This window comes from Streptomyces incanus, assembly GCF_042656345.1.
GTDB classification, from domain to species: Bacteria; Actinomycetota; Actinomycetes; order Streptomycetales; family Streptomycetaceae; genus Streptomyces; species Streptomyces incanus.
This window is the reverse complement of sequence record NZ_JBHSPC010000019.1, coordinates 19,142-35,151: the sequence shown is the minus strand read 5'-3', so window position 1 is coordinate 35,151 and position 16,010 is coordinate 19,142. Positions and strand designations below refer to the sequence as shown.

The window sequence follows — 16,010 nt, the reverse complement described above, 5'->3', positions numbered from 1 at the left end:
AACCCCCTCGGTGACAAGCGGGATAACAGCGAAATCAGCGATGACACGGGACGGAACGACATGTTCCGCCAAAGTGGGCTGCGACGGAGTCTTGACTTATTAGAGTCCGAGGGTGAACGCCTACGAGAATTCCGTTCGTTTCGCTGTGCTGGGGCCGGTCCGGGCATGGCGCGGGAAACAGGAACTGGACCTCGGCTCGCCGCAGCAGAAAGTCGTGCTGGCGGCCCTGTTGTTAGGCCATGGACGCCCGGTACCGCTCGGTGAGCTCATCGACGCCGTCTGGGGTGCGGAGCCGCCCGCGGCCGCCGTGTCCGTGCTGCGGACTTATGTGTCGCGCCTGCGCAAGGTCCTGGAACCCGACCGGAATGCGGCAGGGCCGCCCCGGACGGTCGTCTCCGTCGGGGACGGATACGTGCTGCACGTTGCGGACGACGCCCTGGACCTGGCCGTGTTCCAGCAGCGGGTCGCCCGGGCGAAGAAGCTGCGTGCCGCCGGAGACCTGTTGGGCGCCGCGGAACTGCTGCACACCGCGCTCGACGGATGGCAGGGAGCCGTACTGGCCGGACTCAACGGCCCGCTGGCCGAGTCGGCGCGCTCCTGGTTGGGCGAGGAGTGGCTGACGGTGCTGGAGACGCGGCTGGACCTCGACATCGAGCTCGGACGTCACCACGAGGTGATCGGCCCGCTGATCACGCTCTCCGGCAGACACCCGCTGCGGGAGCAACTGTGTCAGCTACTCATGCTGGCGCTGTACCGGTCCGGGCGGCAGGCCGAAGCGCTGGCCGCGTACCGCGGGGCACGCAGTGCCCTGGTGACGGAGCTGGGCATCGAGCCCGGCGCCTCGCTGCAGGATCTGCACGACCGCATTCTGGCGGCCGACCCGGCCCTGATACCCGACCCGGCCCCGGGTGCGACTTCCGCCCCGGCATCGGTCCCGGCACCGGCTCCGCATCGGCAGGTCCGGCCGTCCGGGCCCTCGGTGATATCCGAGGCGTCCGATGCCGTCCCGGCGAACGGGTCGGCGAACGGGACGGTGGACGGTGGCATGGCGGCGGACGAGCCGGAGTCGGACGGCCCGGCCGACCGGCAGGCGGACGGGTCCGGCCACACCGGCCACACCGGCCGTTCCGACCCGAATGACCCCCCGCCCGGAGTCACCCGCCCCGCGCAACTGCCCGCCGATCTCCCCACCTTCGCCGGACGGCATGCCGAACTCGACCGGACCAGCGCCCTGTTGCCCGAGGACGGAAGTCCCCCGACGACCGTCGTGATCAGCGCGATCGGCGGCATGGGCGGCATCGGCAAGACCGCCCTGGCCGTGCACTGGGCCCATCGGATCGCCGACCGCTTCCCCGGCGGCCAGCTTTACATCAACCTGCGCGGTTTCGACCCGACCGGCTCGGCGGTGACGCCGGACGAGGCCGTCCGCATCTTCCTCGACGCGCTCGGCGTCCCCCCGATGCGGATTCCCGCCGGTCTCGACGCGCAGGTGGCCCTGTACCGCAGCATGCTCGCGCAGCGCAGGGTGCTGATCCTCCTCGACAACGCCCGCGACACCGAGCAGGTCCGCCCGCTGCTGCCCGGCTCCCCGGGCTGCCTGGTCATCGTCACCAGCCGCAATCAGCTCACCGGCCTGGTCGCCTGCGAAGGGGCGCACCCCTTGACGCTGGACCAGCTGACGCCGGCCGAGGCGTACGACCTGCTGGCCCGGCGCCTCGGCACCGACCGGCTGGCCGCGGAACCGGAGGCGGCGGAGGAGATCATCACGCGGTGCGGCCGGCTGCCGCTGGCGCTCGCCATCGTCGCCGCCCACGCCAGTGCCCACCCCGCCTTCCCGCTCAGTGCCATCGCCGACGAGGTGAGCGACAGCCACGGCAGCCTGGACGCCTTCGCCGGCGGCGACGGCATCAGCACCGACGTACGGGCCGTCTTCTCCTGGTCGTACAAGGCGCTGCCCGCCCCGGCGGCGCGCCTGTTCCGGCTGCTGGGCCTGCACACGGGGCCGGACATCTCCGTGCCCGCCGCGGCCGGTCTCGCCGGACTTCCCCCGCGAGAGGCCCGAGGCCTCCTCTCCGAGCTGACCCGTGCCCACCTGCTCACCGAACACTTCCCGGGCCGCTACACCCTGCACGACCTGCTGCGCGTGTACGCCGCCGAACGGGTCCACGCCGAGGAGACACCCGAGGAGCGGGACCTGGCCGGCCGGCGGCTGCTGGCCTGGTACCTGTACACCGCTGACGCCGCCTACCCGCACATCACCCCGAAGCGCCGCCGCGTCCCCCTGGAACCGCTGCCCGAGGGGTGCCGGCCGCTGGAGTTCACGACGCACGAACAGGCGCTCGACTGGTGCGAGACCGAACGGCCCCACCTGGTCGCCGCGGTGCACCGGGCCGCCGCGTCCGGACATGCGGGCGTCGCGTGGCGGCTGCCCGCCGTCCTGTGGGGGTTCTTCTACCTCCGCAGCCATATCCAGGACTGGCTCGACACCGCGCGTACCGGCCTGGCCGCCGCCCGCGACGCCGGCGACCGGGAGGGCGAGGCCCAGGGCCTCGCCGACGTGGCCGCCGCGCTGCGCAGCTCCGGCAGCCTCGACGAGGCCATCGAGCACCTGCACCTGGCGCTGGCCCTGTTCCAGGAACTCGGGGACATGAAGGGCAGGTCGGCGGTGATCGGAAACCTGGGCGACTCCTACCTGCAGGCCGGCCGGCTCGGCAAGGCCGTCGAGTACACCCGCAGGGCGCTGGCCCTCGACCGCGTCGAGGGCAGCGTGTGGGGGGAGGGCATCGCCCTGTGCAACCTGGGCGACGCCTACCAGCGGCTCGGCAGGTACGACGACGCCCTCGACTGCCTCGAACGGGCGTTGGTCGTCCTGCGCGCCAGCGACAACCGCTGGGTCGAGGGCGTCGCCTTCGACATCCTCGGCACGGTCCACCATCGGCTCGGCCACTACGACGAGTCCGTCGAGTACTACCGTCTGGCGCTCGCGACGCACCGGGACATCGGCAACCGGTGGGGCGAGGGCCACACGCTGGGCAACCTCGGCGAGGCCCATCTCGACGCCGAGGAACCGGAGGCCGCCCGGACGAGCTGGCGGGAAGCTTTGGAAATCTTCATGGAACTCGGTCATCCGGACGCCGAGAAGGTCCGTGAGCGGCTCGCCCGCCTGCAGGACGGCCCGGCCGACGCCCGTACCCGAAGGGCTGCGCCGAAACGGACCGCCTGACATGGATCTCCTTCGATCATGAGCCCCGCCGGGGAGCTGCCGGGTGCACCCGAACAACGGGCGCGAGGTGCGGACGGTTCAACTCCGGTGCCGTTTCCGGAGCCGAACCGTCCCCGTGCTCGCGGCGGGTGCCCGGGCGCCTCAACGCACCTCGCGGTAGGCGCGCCCGCTCGCGTTGGCGGCCGCCCCGTCGTAGAGGCCGGTCGGGCTGGTCTCGGCGGACAGCGCGAACCAGGCGTAACGCTCCACGAAGTCCAGGCCGTTCAGCATCTCGGTCGAGGACCGGACGAAGGCGGTCTGCTCCTGTTCGCTCGGATAGCGGGGGGTGCCCCGGGAGAAGTCGATCAGGGCGTACTCCGTGAGCCAGACCGGCTTCTTGTAGCGGTCGTGCACGGCCTGCAGATAGCCGCGCAGCTGGTGGGCGGCGTCGGGGCCGAAGTCGGCGCCGTACCAGTGCAGGGGAATGAAGTCGACGCGCAGGCCGCGCTGTTCGGCTCCCTTCATGAACCGGTCCAGCCAGCCGTCCGCGACGTCACCGCCGGAGGCGACCGCGGGTGCGCCCAGGCGCAGGCCGGTGGACTCCAGCCGGGGCCACAGATCCAGGGCCTGTTCGGGCGACATGGTGGCCTGGCCCGGATGGTCGGGCTCGTTGAAGCCGAGCAGCGCCTTTCCTTCCCTGGCGGCCTGGCCCAGTTCGGCGTCGGTGACCGAGCCGGGGCCCCAGATCATCGGGACGTACTCGACGCCCTCCGGCCTGGTGACGCCGTTGGTGGAGGAGGCCCAGTTGTAGTACCAGGACGAACCGGAGTCGGCCAGCGCCTCGGAGGCACCCGCGACGGGGTTGAGGGCGACGCCCTTGCGCGAGGCGGCCGGGGTGCCGCCGCCCTCGCCGGGCTGCTCGACGACCGCGGGGCCGGGCGGGGGCGAGGCGTTGCCGTCGGACGGGGTGGCCGCGTCGCCGGTGCCGTGGAAAATGACGGTCATGCCGGTGCACTGCCGGCACTGGTACACGACCTGGTTGCCCTGCTCGGCGTCGTGTTTGGACCAGCTGTACGCGGTCGGGCACTTCTTGGCCAGCGCGTCGCTGTAGGGGGTCTTCGCGTCCCGGTTCGGGTTGACGCACACCAGCGGCCGGCCGGTGGCCTCGTCCTTGACCAGGTTGTCGGCCGGGCAGGCGGCCAGCAGCTCCTCGGCACAGCCCGCCGACGCGCACTCGCCCGTCTCGGGCGGTGTCACGCCGTCCGGCGTGATGGTGATCGGCGACGCGACGGCGTTGACGTAGCTGACGTTGTACCAGGGCGCCAGGCTGTCCTTCGGATCGAAGTTGAACTCGGCCAGTCCGGTCGGCTGTTCACCGGTCGAGCACCGGTCGGCGTACGGTCCGCAGTCACCGACCGCGCAGTGGAACGTACTGCCCTCCTCGCCGGTGCAGCCCTCCCGGGCGAAGAACTTGCCGCGCCAGTGCCCGGCGCCGGAGTGCTCGGGGATCGTGACGGCGGCCGACTGGCCGGGGTCCAGCGTCGGCAGCCCGGTGAGCTCGGCCGACCCGTCGGCGTTGACCGTGCTGCCGATCCAGATGCGGCTGTCCGTCGTGTTCCGGAAGGTGACGGTGTGCTCGGCGGCACCGGCCTCGGCGGCCGGTGTGCCGGCGATGCTCACGCCGTCGGAGCGCTGGTTCTGCATCAGCAGGGCGGTGCCGGTGACACCGACGACGACCAGGAGGAGTGCCAGGAGGAACGAGGTGCGTCTACGCACGGGCTGCGCCTCCCGGTCGGGTGACGTACATCATCGGCGATTTCTCCCTAGGGGGGTGGAATGGGACTTGGACGTACGGGTGTCCGCCCTGGACTGCGCTGTCGGGTTCGAAGACCTCGTGGAGGAACCGGAGGCCGGGGAGGGACTGCGGGAGGGTTGGTTCGTGAGCACCTCGCGCCCGACCGGGCTGATCAGGGAGCCCGGCGACACCGGGCTCACCGGAGCGGGTGCCGGGGTTCCTTCGGACGACTGGCGTGATGGGCGTGACCGATCAGCCTGTTCGGCCTGCTCCCCCCACGCGGCCCGCTCGGCGGCGAAGAACTCCTGGGCCCCGACGGCGTAGTCCGGGAGCACAGTCCGGGAGGAGGCAGCACTTTCCCACTGTGACCGCGCCCTTTCGGCCTCCTGGAAGGCAAGGCCGTCGGTCATGTCGTTCTTGTCCGGCCCTCCGAAGCCGCTCCTGTCCGGCACGGCGACGGACTGCTCCTGGGGCGCCGTACGTTCCCAGCGGTCTCTGGCGTTGCTCAAGGCTTCCGTGGCCGCGTTCGCGGGAGCAATCCCGTTCTCCTGCTGCAGTTCCCGCCTGTACGCGTTGGTGGCGTAGCGGGCGACGGTCGGCATGCTCTCGGGGGACTCCTCGAACGCCCTCTTGACGTTCTCGTCGGTCCTGACGAGATGCAGCACCGCGTCCTCGAGGATTTTGTGCTGGCGTTGCGACAGCTCACGGATCCTGCTCTCGATGTGCGCCATGTCCGGATGCGCCAACTGCTCCGGGGCCGTCTCGGGCGGCTTCTGGGCGACCGGGACGGCGGACTGGTCCACCTGGTCCGGCTGCTGCGGCCCGCCCCGGTCGGCCTCCCCTCCGGCGGTGGAGGAATAGTCCTCTCCGTCCGGCGACGGGCCTGGCCGCGTCCGGTTTACCAGGCGGTCCATGAAACGTCGCAGCGCCGTCGTCAGACGGTCCCAGCGGCTTTCCGGGTTCGTCCGATCCCGCCTGTTGTCGCGACGCTCGTCCCGAAGGCGGTACTCGACCGTGACCAGGTCACGAGCCAGCCCGACGGTGCGATGCTCCTCCTGGAGGCGGTACTCGGCCGTGACCAGGTCACGAGCCAGCCCGAAGATGTGAGGCTCATCGGAGAACCGGTTCCGGGCCGGGGAGGCCGCGTTGTCATACGCCACGGTGCCCCTCTTTCAGGTCGGAGATGCTGACACGAATCGGGAACGGGTCGACCGGGGACAGGGGTTCAGCCCGTGGCACGACACGGCACCGCGGGAACGAGGGCTCGCGAGCGGTCGCCGACACCGCCCCCTCAGACACGCGAGGGCGGTGGAGGGGGTGGCGGGGGCGGTGGAGCGAACGGGTCGACGATGTCGATGGGCGGTGTCTCCTTCGGGCGGTGGTTGCCCGGCTTGCAGCCCGCGAAAGGGCCCGACGGGTCCCTCAGACTGTTCATCACCGGCCCCAGGTAGTCGCGGTGCCAGTTGGCGGGGCCGCACATCCCGGAGCCGGGGCCCGTGAGGTCCCCCCACGCGAGCCACAGTGCGTGCAGTTGGGTGACCGCCTCGGGATGCTCCCACCAGCGGGGGCACCAAGGAGCCGAGGAGGTGACCTCTCTGCCGTAGACCGGCAGCAGAATGTGATGGGTCCACAAGGTCAGTTGCCGCAGGGTCTGGGCGTACTCGGGTCCCTCCAGGTAGATGATCAACCGGGGGGCGGGCTCGTCGTCGGGGGACTGCTCCGCGGGCGCGTCGGTCCATTGCCCGGTGCCGGCGACGTCGGCTGACATGGTGTTCCTTCGTGACGTGGGTGAGGTGGCCTGGGCGAGGCGAGGCGAGGGCGGGGAGGGGCGCGGCGGGCAGCCGTCCGGCCGGCGTGAAATCCGCCGGCCGGACGGACAGCGCCCCGCACCGGAGCCTCCGGTCAGCCCTTCCGCCCCTTGCCCTTGCCCTCGTCCCGCCGGTCGGTGTGCCGACTCCGGGTGTGGGAGGACTCGGAGGGTGCGGACCGGCGGGACGACGAACCGCTCGTGTGGGGCAGCAGATCGGTGGCGGTGGTCCGGCTCCGCCCTTCGTTTCCGCGGAGCGCTGCTTCACGGGACGATTCGCCCCGGTCCTGGTCCGTCCCGGCGTCCCTCCACCGCCCCGCGTCGTACGTCTGCCACTCCTGTGCCGGCGGCGGCGCGGTGGCCGGTGGCGCGGTGGTCGGCTGCTGGTTCGTACCTTGGAGGAAGGGCTGGACCAGTGTCGAGCCGCCGAGGGCCACGGCACTGATTCCCTGGGTGAGCTGTGCCACCCGCGGATCCTGCAGTGCCCCGCTGGCCCCGACGCCGTACCCGATCGCGGCGGCTGTCTGGACGCCCTGGCACACCGTGTTCGCGAGGTTGCGTTCGCGGTTGGGGGTGTGGTTCCGCGTGAAGTAGCGGTTGTAGAGCTCTATCGCCCCCTCGACCGTCTGCCAGGCCGCCAGCCCCGTGCTGAGCGTGGTGCCCATGCCGTAGGCCGCCTGCCCCGCGGTGTTGGACGGCGCGGCAGCGCCCTGCCCCAGAATGCCGGCCCCCTGCGACAACGCGCCGCCCCCGGCGGCAACAGCCCCGACGACCGTGTGCTTGTTCGCCGCAGTCCAGCGGTAGGCCTGCCTGGTCTGGTCGTAGACGGAGGCGAGCATCCTGCCGTCACGCACGTAGAGCCAGGTGTTCGCGGCGCTCGAGTACCACGGGTCCCGCTGTGGCAGCGGATTGAGGGACTCCACGTCCACTGCTGCCTGTGTGGTCACCCGCGGCGTGCGCTGGACGCGGTCGGTGCTCGGAGGGGTGTCCGGCAGCTGGAAGAGCCGCTGCATGGCCTCCCAGGTTGCCGGGTCCGTCTGGCTGGAAGCCGCGGAGTACCAGCTCTCCTGGGAACCGGAGCCGTCACTGTTCGAGGAATCGGGCGAGCCCCGACCCTCTCCTTCCTTACCCGCCATCTTCGGACCTCCTCCTGGTTGACGCGGAGCAGCCTGCCTGGTGGCTCCATGCGTTGCGATGCCGATCAGCACAACGGAGGGCCGGAGAGGACGGTTCAACGGTGGGAGTCGGCCGGACCCGGCCCGCCCGGCGTCACGTTCACGCGTCCGGCCGGACCACCCCGAGGATCTCCATCGACGCCGCCGGCGCCACCGTCACCGAGCGGCCGGGGCGCGGGGCGTGGATCATCTCGCCGGCGCCGATGTAGAGGGAGACGTGGGTGGCGTCGGCGTTGTAGATGATCAGGTCACCGGGGCGTATGTCCTCGACCGGGACGCGGTGGAGCAGGCGCCACTGTTCCTGCGAGGTGCGCGGGATGGCCACTCCCGCGTCCAGCCAGGCCTGCGAGGTGAGGCCGGAGCAGTCGTACGAGTCGGGGCCCTCGGCACCCCAGACGTAGGGCTTGCCGAGCTGGCGGGCGGCGAAGGCGATGGCCTTGCGGCCGGCGCTGTTTTCCCCGGTGCCGTCCCTGCCGTCCCTGTCGTCCCTGTCATCTCTGTCGGCCTTGTCGAGGACGCCTGTCTCCACCCACTTCGCCTGCGCCTCGTCGGCCTTCTCCTTGTCCAGCGCGGCCAGCCGGCGGCGCTGCTCCTCCGACAGCCGCGCCTCCGTGGCCTCGGCCGCGGCGATGCGCTTCTCGATGGTCTTGCGATGGGCGGCCATCTTCTTCCGTTCGGACCGCAGTTCCCGCAACTCGTCCTCGGCGGACGCCCGCTGCTTCTCGAGTTTTCCGCGGGTCTCGGCCAGCGCGGTCAGCACGTGCTGCGTGGCCTGCTGCGCCTGGCGGGCCACGGAGGCGGTGTCCAGGGCGCGTTCGGGGTCGCCGGTGAGGACGAACTGTGCCTCGGCGGGCAGTCCGCCGCCCCGGTACTGGGCGCGGGCCGCCGCCCCGGCCAGCGAGGTGAGACGGGTCAGCCGGTTCTCGGTGGCGGTCACCCGGGCGTCCAGCCCGCGGACACGTTTCTTCTTCGCGGTGACCTTCTCGCCGGCGGCGTTGTACTGGTCCGTGGCGGCCTCGGCGTGGTGGTAGAGACGCTCGATGCGGTCCCTCACCTCGGTGAGGGTGGCGGGCTCGGGGTCGGCCCGTGCGGGCGTCTGGACCGTCGCCGTCAGGGCGCAGGCCAGGGCGACGGCCGCGGCCGTCCGCCTGCCGGGTGCGCGCGGGGTCCGGGTCATCGGGGCCGGGGCTCCTTTCGTGTGCCCCGCAGGGGTTGCGGGGGCGGGGCATCCTCACAACGGGAGGCGAAGTGCCGCGGTTCAAGCGGCGGGTGAACCGGGCGCGGTGCGCTTCCCGTTGTGCTGCCGAGGGCGTCGGCCGGCCAAGGAGCGGTATGTTCACTCAGTTGTTGCTGCTCGCGCTGTGTCTCGGCCTTGGTGTCGGCTGCCTGCTGGCGGCGCTCAAGGCGGCCCTGACCGCTCTGGGTCTGTGGGCGCGCGGACTGCGCGTCATGGGCGTGGTCACCCACCGCTCGGCGGCCGATCCGCGCCCCGGCGGCCTGGTCCGCTTCTCCGACCACCTCGGCCGTGAACTCGTCCTCGACCCCGGCCGGTACGGGCCGCTGTGCGGGTTGCCCCCGGTCGGCGGGAACGTTCCGGTGGTCTACCGGCGGGAGCGGCCCACCGTGGCCCGGTTGTGGCACATGTGCCATCTGCTGGCGCCGTCGTTCGGCTGGTTCCTCACCGCGACGCTGGCGTTCGGCAGTGGGGTCGTGGTGGCGCGGTGACCGCGGGCGGACGTCCGGCGGGAGACGGCCGGCGCCTCCGGGAACTCGACGTCCTGCGCGGCTTCGCCCTCCTCGGCATCCTGCTGGTCAACGCGGAACTGATGGCCGGCCCGTACACGGTGTCCGGCGGCGGCCCCGGGGCGCCGGCCCCGGACCGGATCGCGGCCTGGCTGGTGTCCGCGCTGGTCGCCACCAAGTTCTCCCTGCTGTTCTCCTTCCTGTTCGGCTACGGCTTCGCCCTCCAGACGCGCTCCGCCCGGCACGCGGGCGCCGACTTCACCCCCCGCCATCTGCGGCGCGTCCTCGGCCTGTTCGGCATCGGACTCGCCCACGCGGTGCTGCTGTACCCCGGCGACATCCTGACCACGTACGCCGTGCTGGCGCTGGTGCTGTACGGGCTGCGCGGACTCGACCCGCGGACCGCTCTGCGCCTGGCGGCCGGCCTGATCGCCGGGCTCGCGGCGCTGCTGCTCGGGTACGGGCTGCTGATCGTCGCCCTCACCGACCCGGCCACCGCGGGCGAGCACGCGCCCCGGGCCGCCGAGACCCTCGCCGCCCGTCGCGGCGGCCCCGCCCGGGTGCCGGCCGAGCACCTGCGGGAGCTGCCGTCGGCGTTCGCCACGGCCCTGCTGTACGCCCCGAACAAGCTGGCCGCGTTCCTGGCGGGGCTGGCCGCCGCGAAGACGTCACTGGCCCGGCGGCGCGGCCGGGACCGGGTCTGGCTGCGGCGGGTCGTCGTGCGGTGGCTGCCGGTCGGTCTGGCCGGCGGGGTGCTGTCCGCCTGCTGCACCAACGGCCCGCTGGACGACCGCTGGTTCCTGGCCGGGAAGGCGGTGGCGGTGCTGACCGGTCCGGCCCTCGCCGCCGCGTACGCGTGCGGGCTGCTCCTGCTGCTGGACGCGGTGCGCCCGGCGGCGGCCGGATTCCTGGCCGCTGCCGGGCGCATGGCGCTCACCCACTACCTCACCCAGTCGCTGGTCCTCGCCTGGGTCTTCACGGGCTACGGCCTCGGCCTGTACGGCCGGGTCGGCGGCGCCGCCGTCCTGCTCGGCTGCCTCGCCCTGTACGCCGCCCAGCTCGCGCTGGGCGCCCGTCTGGCGGCGCGCACGCGGTACGGGCCGGCCGAGTGGCTGCTGCGCACCCTCACGCTGGCGCGGCGTCCTGGCCGGCCGGAGCCGGCTTGTGGAAGCTCACGCCGCCCACAAGACGGGCCGCGGCCCGTTCCGTGATCGCCGCCGTCTCCGCCTTCGCCGCCGCCGAGATGGCGCCCGCGCCCGGCTCCTTGTACCAGGGGCGCAGCCGGATCAGCGCCGGCTTGACACCCGTGGCCAGCAGGAGCGCGGTGCCCTTGGGCAGGGCGCGGATGCGGTCGGGCGGCAGCACGGACTCCTGCCGGTAGGAGTACGAACGGGACGTGCCCTCCTTGCCGCGGGAGATGGTCGGCGTCCGCACGTCGTGCTGGCCGACCAGGGTGGAGATTTTTTGCACGAAGTCCGCGTCGTCCAGGCCCGCGCCGAGGAGTTTGACGGTGGCCGCGCTCCACAGCGCGTCCATCCCGATCTCGCCCCACACCCGCGCGCCCTGCCGGTAACTCTGCAGCAGCGTCACGACGTTGATGCCGCGGGAACCGAAGTGCGAGTACAGGTCGGGCAGGTCGGAGATGCGGCACACGTTGGCCGCCTCGTCGAGGACCGCGGTCAGCGGCGGGTCGAGCCGGCCGCCCATCCGCTCGGCGGCCACCACGCCCGCCCGCATCGTCGCGTCGGCGAGACCCGCGATGACCCCGGCCGCGGAGCCGCCGCCGTCCTTGGACAGCAGGTACAGGGTGTCCTTGCCGAGCACGTGCCGGTCCGGGCGGAACTCCGGCATGCGCGGGTCGGGCGTCACCCAGGCGAGGATCTCCGGGTCGAGGAGGCAGGAGACGGTCTGCCGGGCCGTCTCGTAGATGCCGTCACGGGTTTCCACCGCGCCGCGGATGGTGCCCTGCAACTGCTCGGCCATCGCCACGAGTCCGGCGTCGCGGAGCAGGTCGATCGGGGTGCGGTCGGCCGGGTCGGCGAGCCAGCCCAGCAGGTCCTGCACCGAGGCACGGCCGCGGGCGGCGGCCAGGAACAGGGCGGTGAGGGTGTTCTGGGCGGCGGAGATCCAGAAGTCCTTCTTCGTGGTGTCGTCGTTGACGGACGCCACGAAGTGGCCCGCGAGCCGCCGGGCGCCCTCGATGGTGTGGCACTCGCCGAGCAGGTTCCACCACATGCCGCGCGGGGTGTGGGCGATGCCCTGCGGGTCGAACGTCCACACCGTGCCGGCCTTCTCCCGTTCGGCGCGGGTCACCGCGTACACGTCGGACTTGTTCGAGGTGAGCAGCACCGCGCCCTGGGCGCGCAGCACGCGGGGCACGGCGATCCCGGTGGACTTGCCGGCCCGGGGTGCCATCAGGTCCAGCTCCACGTCCTCGTAACTGCTGCGCAGCTCCGGACCGTTGGGCATCAGGTCGCCGAGGAGGTTGCCGGTCTCGTCGGGGTGCACCCGGTCGCGGCCCTCGAGCGTGGGGCGCAGCTCGCGGGCGCGGGACTCGATGCCCTTCGGGCACATCGCGGCCAGTTCGCGCCGCCCGGCCAGGCCCTTCTGGCTGCCGGCCCGCCCCAGCAGGTGCCGCATCCCGAGCGCGACGGGGATCGCCGGTAGCGCGAGGAGCGCCAGCATCCCGCCGTACACGGCGGACGCCGGAACCCCCGGCCACGGTCCCGCCGCCCCGGAGGAGACCAGCTCGCCCACCGTGGACAGGGCGAACGGCGGGGCGTCCCAGCCGTGCCCGGTGACACCGGCACCGAGGGTGCCGCCGGCCCAGACGAAGGTGAACAGGGCCAGGACCGTGGCGGCGATGCCCACCACGGCCCAGGACATCATCGCGTGGTGGTCGCCGCTCGAAGGGCTGCCGCCGCTCATGCCGTCCACCTCCCCGGGCCGCCGGGACCGCCGGGATGCGACGGACCGGCCGGGTCGTCGCCGAGGAGCGGCAGCGCGCCCGCCTCGGCGGCCTGCCGGACCTGTGCGGCGACCTGCGCCACCGCCTGCTCGACGGTCTGCCCGGCGACCTGCTCGTTGGGCGTCCAGCGGAGGTTGGTGTTGTGCAGGCGGCGTTCCGCGTCGGTGATGGCGACCTTGATGGGGATGCCGGGCCGGCCACCGACCTTGATGAGGAAGCGGCCCCGGCCGGGTGGCTCCTCGTGCTCGCCGGAGACGCCCCAGCCGGGCGGCGACGACCACGACGAGACCAGGTCGATCTCGCGCCGGGACAGTCCCACCACCTTGCCCAGCTCCTCCATCTCGGTCTTCGGCAGCCCGGCGCACACCACCATGCCGGCCCGCTCGACGAAACCGCGGGCCTTGGCCCGGTCGGAGTCGGTGCCCAGTGCCTCGGCGTCCTTCAGGGTGTGGGTGATCTTGGCGTCGCCGAGGCCGAGGGACCGGTTGAGGCGGGTGAGCGCGTCGATGCGGTCGACGATGCCGGAGGCGGCGCGCAGCGGACGCCACAGCTCGTCGAGCACGGTGAAGAACCAGCGCCGCGGTGCCAGTCCCGCGTCCGCGAGGGCGTGCGAGGCGGCCACCGTGCCGAGCCCGTCGGACCAGGCGGCGAGCATCGCCGCCGCGGTCAGCTGGGTGTCGGCCTCGCCGATGCCGGAGATGTCGATGCACACGGCGGGCGAGTTCGGGTCGATCCGGGTGGACGTCGGGGAGGCGAAGGTGTCGCCGAGGGGGCCGTCGAGGATGCCGAGCAGGGAACGGTGCAGCGGGTCGACGGCGTCCCGGTAGCGGGTGTCGGAGCCGCGGTCGAGGGTGACGGCGCGCACCCGGTCGGGGCCCTCGACGAGGACCCGCAGCAGGTCGGGCAGGAGCGGAGCCCGCCCGGCCGGAGTGCGTTCGCGCAGATGGTGCAGCACCGCCGACAGCACGGACTGCTCGTGGTCGTCCATCGGGCGCCCGCGCACGATGGTGATCAGGGCGGCCACCATGTTCAGCACCCGGCCGTGCGTCTCGGCCTTCAGCACCTCGCCGGACTCGCCACCGATCCTGCTCGCCGCCGCGCCCATGGCACCCGGGTCGAGGACGTTGATGCCGCCCCGGCCGCGGCCGATGGAGATCACCTGGCCGCCGAGTGCCCGCACCGTGTCGGCGTAGTCCGGCTTGAGGTCGCCGAGGACCAGCGGGACGACACCGGTCGAGGCCAGCCCGATCAGCATCCGGTTGACCAGCGTGGACTTGCCCAGACCGGGCATGCCCAGCATGAACAGCGACGGGTTGGAGATGTAGCGGGCCCGGGTGAACCAGTTCAGCGGGTCGCCGCAGACCGTGGCACCGGTGTACAGGTGCTGGCCCAGCGGCACCCCGGTCATCGGCGATCCGGACCCGGCGGCGAACGGCCACATGCCGCAGGCCTGCACGGTGGTCGCCCGCCACATGGTGGGCGGGTCGAGATAGCCGACGCGCCCGCCGCCGACCCCGTACCAGCCGCGCGGCGGGATGTACGGCTCCCGGGCGCGGGGCGGCGACTTCCGCGACCCCGCCCCGCCGGACCGCTGCTCCGTGAGTAGCGGACCCGCCGCCCAGGACGGGTCGTACGGGCCCTGTCCGGCCGCCAGCGCGGCGCGGGCCCGCTCCTCGGCGAGCTGGTCGGCGCGCTCCGCCCGGCGTTCCTCGCTGCGACGGCTCACAGCGCCTCCTGGAGTTCGTGCGGGACGAGGGTCTGCTCCCAGGGGAGGATCCCGGTGGGCAGGGTGCAGCTGAACGCGGCCGCCTGCATCCGGTCCGCGGGCCGCATCAGCACACGCGAGCCCGCCGTCAGGTTGCGCACCGCCACGTTCGCGTCGGCCAGTTCGGAGACGTCGTCGACGGTGACGGTCAGCATCAGCGAGAACTCGACGAGGCCGGCGCCCGACGCCTCCTCGGCCGCGGTCTGTTCCGCCGCGCGCATCTCCGAGGCGGCGCGGGCCTGCACCATGCCGCGGCCGGAGGTGGCCATGAACTGGGCGCTGCGCCGGTCGGCCTCGACGATGCGGGCCGACGTGGCCGGGTCGATGGGCCGGTAGACCAGCGCGACCCGCTTGCGGCGGGTGCCGGGAGCCGCCTCCAGCATGCCGCGCAGCACCGAGGACCGGACGGTGCCGCGCGGGGCCAGCGTCATCAGCCAGGTGCGGGACACGCCCGAGTCGTGCTGGTAGCTGTTCACCGTCTCGACGGTGGCGGTGGGGCCGGCGTCCTCCCACTCCAGGCCCGTACCGCCGTGCTGGGCGCGGGCGTCTAGGACGTCGGCGGACACGGCCGGGTCGTAGGCGACCCGGACCACCTCGGCGATCCGCTCCGCCGACAGCGGGTACGCGGCCCCGCCGCCCGCCGCGACGAGCCCGCTGAGCAGGCCCGGGACCCGGATGGCCAGGTCGGCGACGACGTCCTCCTTCTTGCGCTTCTGGCCGGCCGGGACGCCGTAGGTGAGCGTGATGTAGGTGTGCATCTCGGAGGAGGCGGTCGGGTAGCGCTCCACGACCTCCTCCATCACGGCACGGGCGGCTTCCGGCGCGTCGGCATGGATGCGGGGCAGCACCTCGTGGGAGAGCCGGGTGCCCGGGTCGGGCGCGGTCTCCACGATCACGGAGGCGCCCCGCAGGCTGGGCTCGTGGGACAGCCGGGCCAGCCACTCGCCCCACAGCGCCACCCACACGTCGACCTGGTCCGGGTCGACGAGCGAACCGCCGTCGGGGTCGCAGCCCAGGACGATCGTGTACAGGTTGCGCGCTGGGTGGTGCAGCACGCCGAACGGCCGGTCGTAGGCGTCGCGGCCCTCGGTCGCGGTGACCTTGTTCAGCAGACCCGGCGGACGGAACCGGCCGCCCGGCCGGAGCGACAGCGGCCCCGAGACGTACAGGTGCGCGCCCTTGGACTTGCGCTGCCGCCAGCCGATCCGCAGCGCCATCAACTGGTAGACGTTGCGGCCGTCCTGGGTGCGGATGGCCAGCGGCACCAGGAACACGACGACCGGTACGAGCACGACCAGCGCGGCGTACAGCGAGATCAGCGACGCGAGGAGGGTGACGACGAGCCCGCCGAAGACGCCGAAGGTGCCGACGAGCCCGAGGGGCCCGAGCCCCGCTCGCCGTGGCCGGCGCCAGTTCCCGTAGGTCGGATGGGAGGCGGCTTGTGCGCTCATGAGGGTCTGAACTCCTTTCGAGGAGTGGGGAGTCGAGTAAGGGGTGGGGGAGTGGCGCGGGACGGCGGCGGGAGCGGAGGCCGAAGCGGAGGCCGAAGCGGACG

General features: G+C 72.8%; 11 protein-coding genes. 3 read left to right on the top strand and 8 right to left on the bottom strand.

Going from position 1 to position 16,010, the window contains the following annotated elements:
* Positions 1-112: 112 nt before the first annotated feature.
* Positions 113-3,223 carry an AfsR/SARP family transcriptional regulator gene (locus ACFP2V_RS08500; RefSeq protein ID WP_381207866.1) on the top strand — a complete coding sequence of 1,037 codons (3,111 nt, stop codon included), beginning with the start codon at positions 113-115 and terminating at the stop codon, positions 3,221-3,223.
* A gap of 141 nt (positions 3,224-3,364) precedes the next feature.
* On the opposite strand, the gene ACFP2V_RS08495 is transcribed toward ACFP2V_RS08500, so the two are convergent.
* The 5 genes from ACFP2V_RS08495 to ACFP2V_RS08475 all read right to left on the bottom strand — a co-directional run bounded on the left by ACFP2V_RS08495 (position 3,365) and on the right by ACFP2V_RS08475 (position 9,156).
* Positions 3,365-4,978, bottom strand: a complete 1,614-nt coding sequence (locus ACFP2V_RS08495) for a glycosyl hydrolase (protein WP_381207864.1) — start codon at positions 4,976-4,978, stop codon at positions 3,365-3,367.
* A 30-nt stretch (positions 4,979-5,008) separates the two neighbouring features.
* Positions 5,009-6,157 (bottom strand): hypothetical protein, encoded by a 1,149-nt coding sequence (locus ACFP2V_RS08490; protein ID WP_381207861.1) that lies wholly within the window; start codon positions 6,155-6,157, stop codon positions 5,009-5,011.
* Positions 6,158-6,288: 131 nt separating this feature from the next.
* Positions 6,289-6,765 (bottom strand): DUF4913 domain-containing protein, encoded by a 477-nt coding sequence (locus tag ACFP2V_RS08485; protein ID WP_381207858.1) that lies wholly within the window; start codon positions 6,763-6,765, stop codon positions 6,289-6,291.
* A gap of 134 nt (positions 6,766-6,899) precedes the next feature.
* Entirely contained in the window at positions 6,900-7,940 is a 1,041-nt protein-coding gene (locus tag ACFP2V_RS08480) for a hypothetical protein (RefSeq protein ID WP_381207855.1), read from the bottom strand.
* Between the two features lie 139 nt (positions 7,941-8,079).
* A complete protein-coding gene (locus ACFP2V_RS08475) occupies positions 8,080-9,156 on the bottom strand; it encodes a C40 family peptidase (RefSeq protein ID WP_381207852.1) in 1,077 nt (358 codons plus the stop codon).
* 155 nt (positions 9,157-9,311) lie between these two features.
* On the opposite strand from ACFP2V_RS08475, the gene ACFP2V_RS08470 reads away from it, so the two are divergent.
* Together ACFP2V_RS08470 and ACFP2V_RS08465 are read left to right on the top strand one after the other, a co-directional pair.
* Positions 9,312-9,704 (top strand): hypothetical protein, encoded by a 393-nt coding sequence (locus ACFP2V_RS08470; RefSeq protein ID WP_381207849.1) that lies wholly within the window; start codon positions 9,312-9,314, stop codon positions 9,702-9,704.
* The gene (locus tag ACFP2V_RS08465; protein WP_381207846.1) at positions 9,701-10,933 is read left to right on the top strand and encodes a DUF418 domain-containing protein; all 1,233 of its coding nucleotides are present in this window, start codon (positions 9,701-9,703) and stop codon (positions 10,931-10,933) included. Before ACFP2V_RS08470 ends, ACFP2V_RS08465 begins: the two co-directional genes overlap by 4 nt.
* Here the strand turns inward: ACFP2V_RS08465 and ACFP2V_RS08460 are convergent.
* Genes ACFP2V_RS08460 through ACFP2V_RS08450 form a run of 3 tightly spaced genes read right to left on the bottom strand, consistent with a single transcriptional unit; the run spans position 10,848 to position 15,906 of the window.
* Positions 10,848-12,650, bottom strand: a complete 1,803-nt coding sequence (locus tag ACFP2V_RS08460; protein ID WP_381207843.1) for a type IV secretory system conjugative DNA transfer family protein — start codon at positions 12,648-12,650, stop codon at positions 10,848-10,850. The two genes, ACFP2V_RS08465 and ACFP2V_RS08460, sit on opposite strands and share 86 nt — an antisense overlap.
* A complete protein-coding gene (locus tag ACFP2V_RS08455) occupies positions 12,647-14,416 on the bottom strand; it encodes an ATP/GTP-binding protein (RefSeq protein WP_381207840.1) in 1,770 nt (589 codons plus the stop codon). Before ACFP2V_RS08455 ends, ACFP2V_RS08460 begins: the two co-directional genes overlap by 4 nt.
* Positions 14,413-15,906 carry an SCO6880 family protein gene (locus ACFP2V_RS08450; protein ID WP_360039032.1) on the bottom strand — a complete coding sequence of 498 codons (1,494 nt, stop codon included), beginning with the start codon at positions 15,904-15,906 and terminating at the stop codon, positions 14,413-14,415. Before ACFP2V_RS08450 ends, ACFP2V_RS08455 begins: the two co-directional genes overlap by 4 nt.
* Positions 15,907-16,010: the final 104 nt, after the last annotated feature.

Coding starts and splice junctions, on each gene's coding strand:
- ACFP2V_RS08460 (WP_381207843.1), bottom strand. CDS start 12,650: ATGAGCGGCGGCAGCCCTTCGAGCGGCGACCACCACGCGATGATGTCC.
- ACFP2V_RS08475 (WP_381207852.1), bottom strand. CDS start 9,156: ATGACCCGGACCCCGCGCGCACCCGGCAGGCGGACGGCCGCGGCCGTC.
- ACFP2V_RS08450 (WP_360039032.1), bottom strand. CDS start 15,906: ATGAGCGCACAAGCCGCCTCCCATCCGACCTACGGGAACTGGCGCCGG.
- ACFP2V_RS08480 (WP_381207855.1), bottom strand. CDS start 7,940: ATGGCGGGTAAGGAAGGAGAGGGTCGGGGCTCGCCCGATTCCTCGAAC.
- ACFP2V_RS08485 (WP_381207858.1), bottom strand. CDS start 6,765: ATGTCAGCCGACGTCGCCGGCACCGGGCAATGGACCGACGCGCCCGCG.
- ACFP2V_RS08470 (WP_381207849.1), top strand. CDS start 9,312: ATGTTCACTCAGTTGTTGCTGCTCGCGCTGTGTCTCGGCCTTGGTGTC.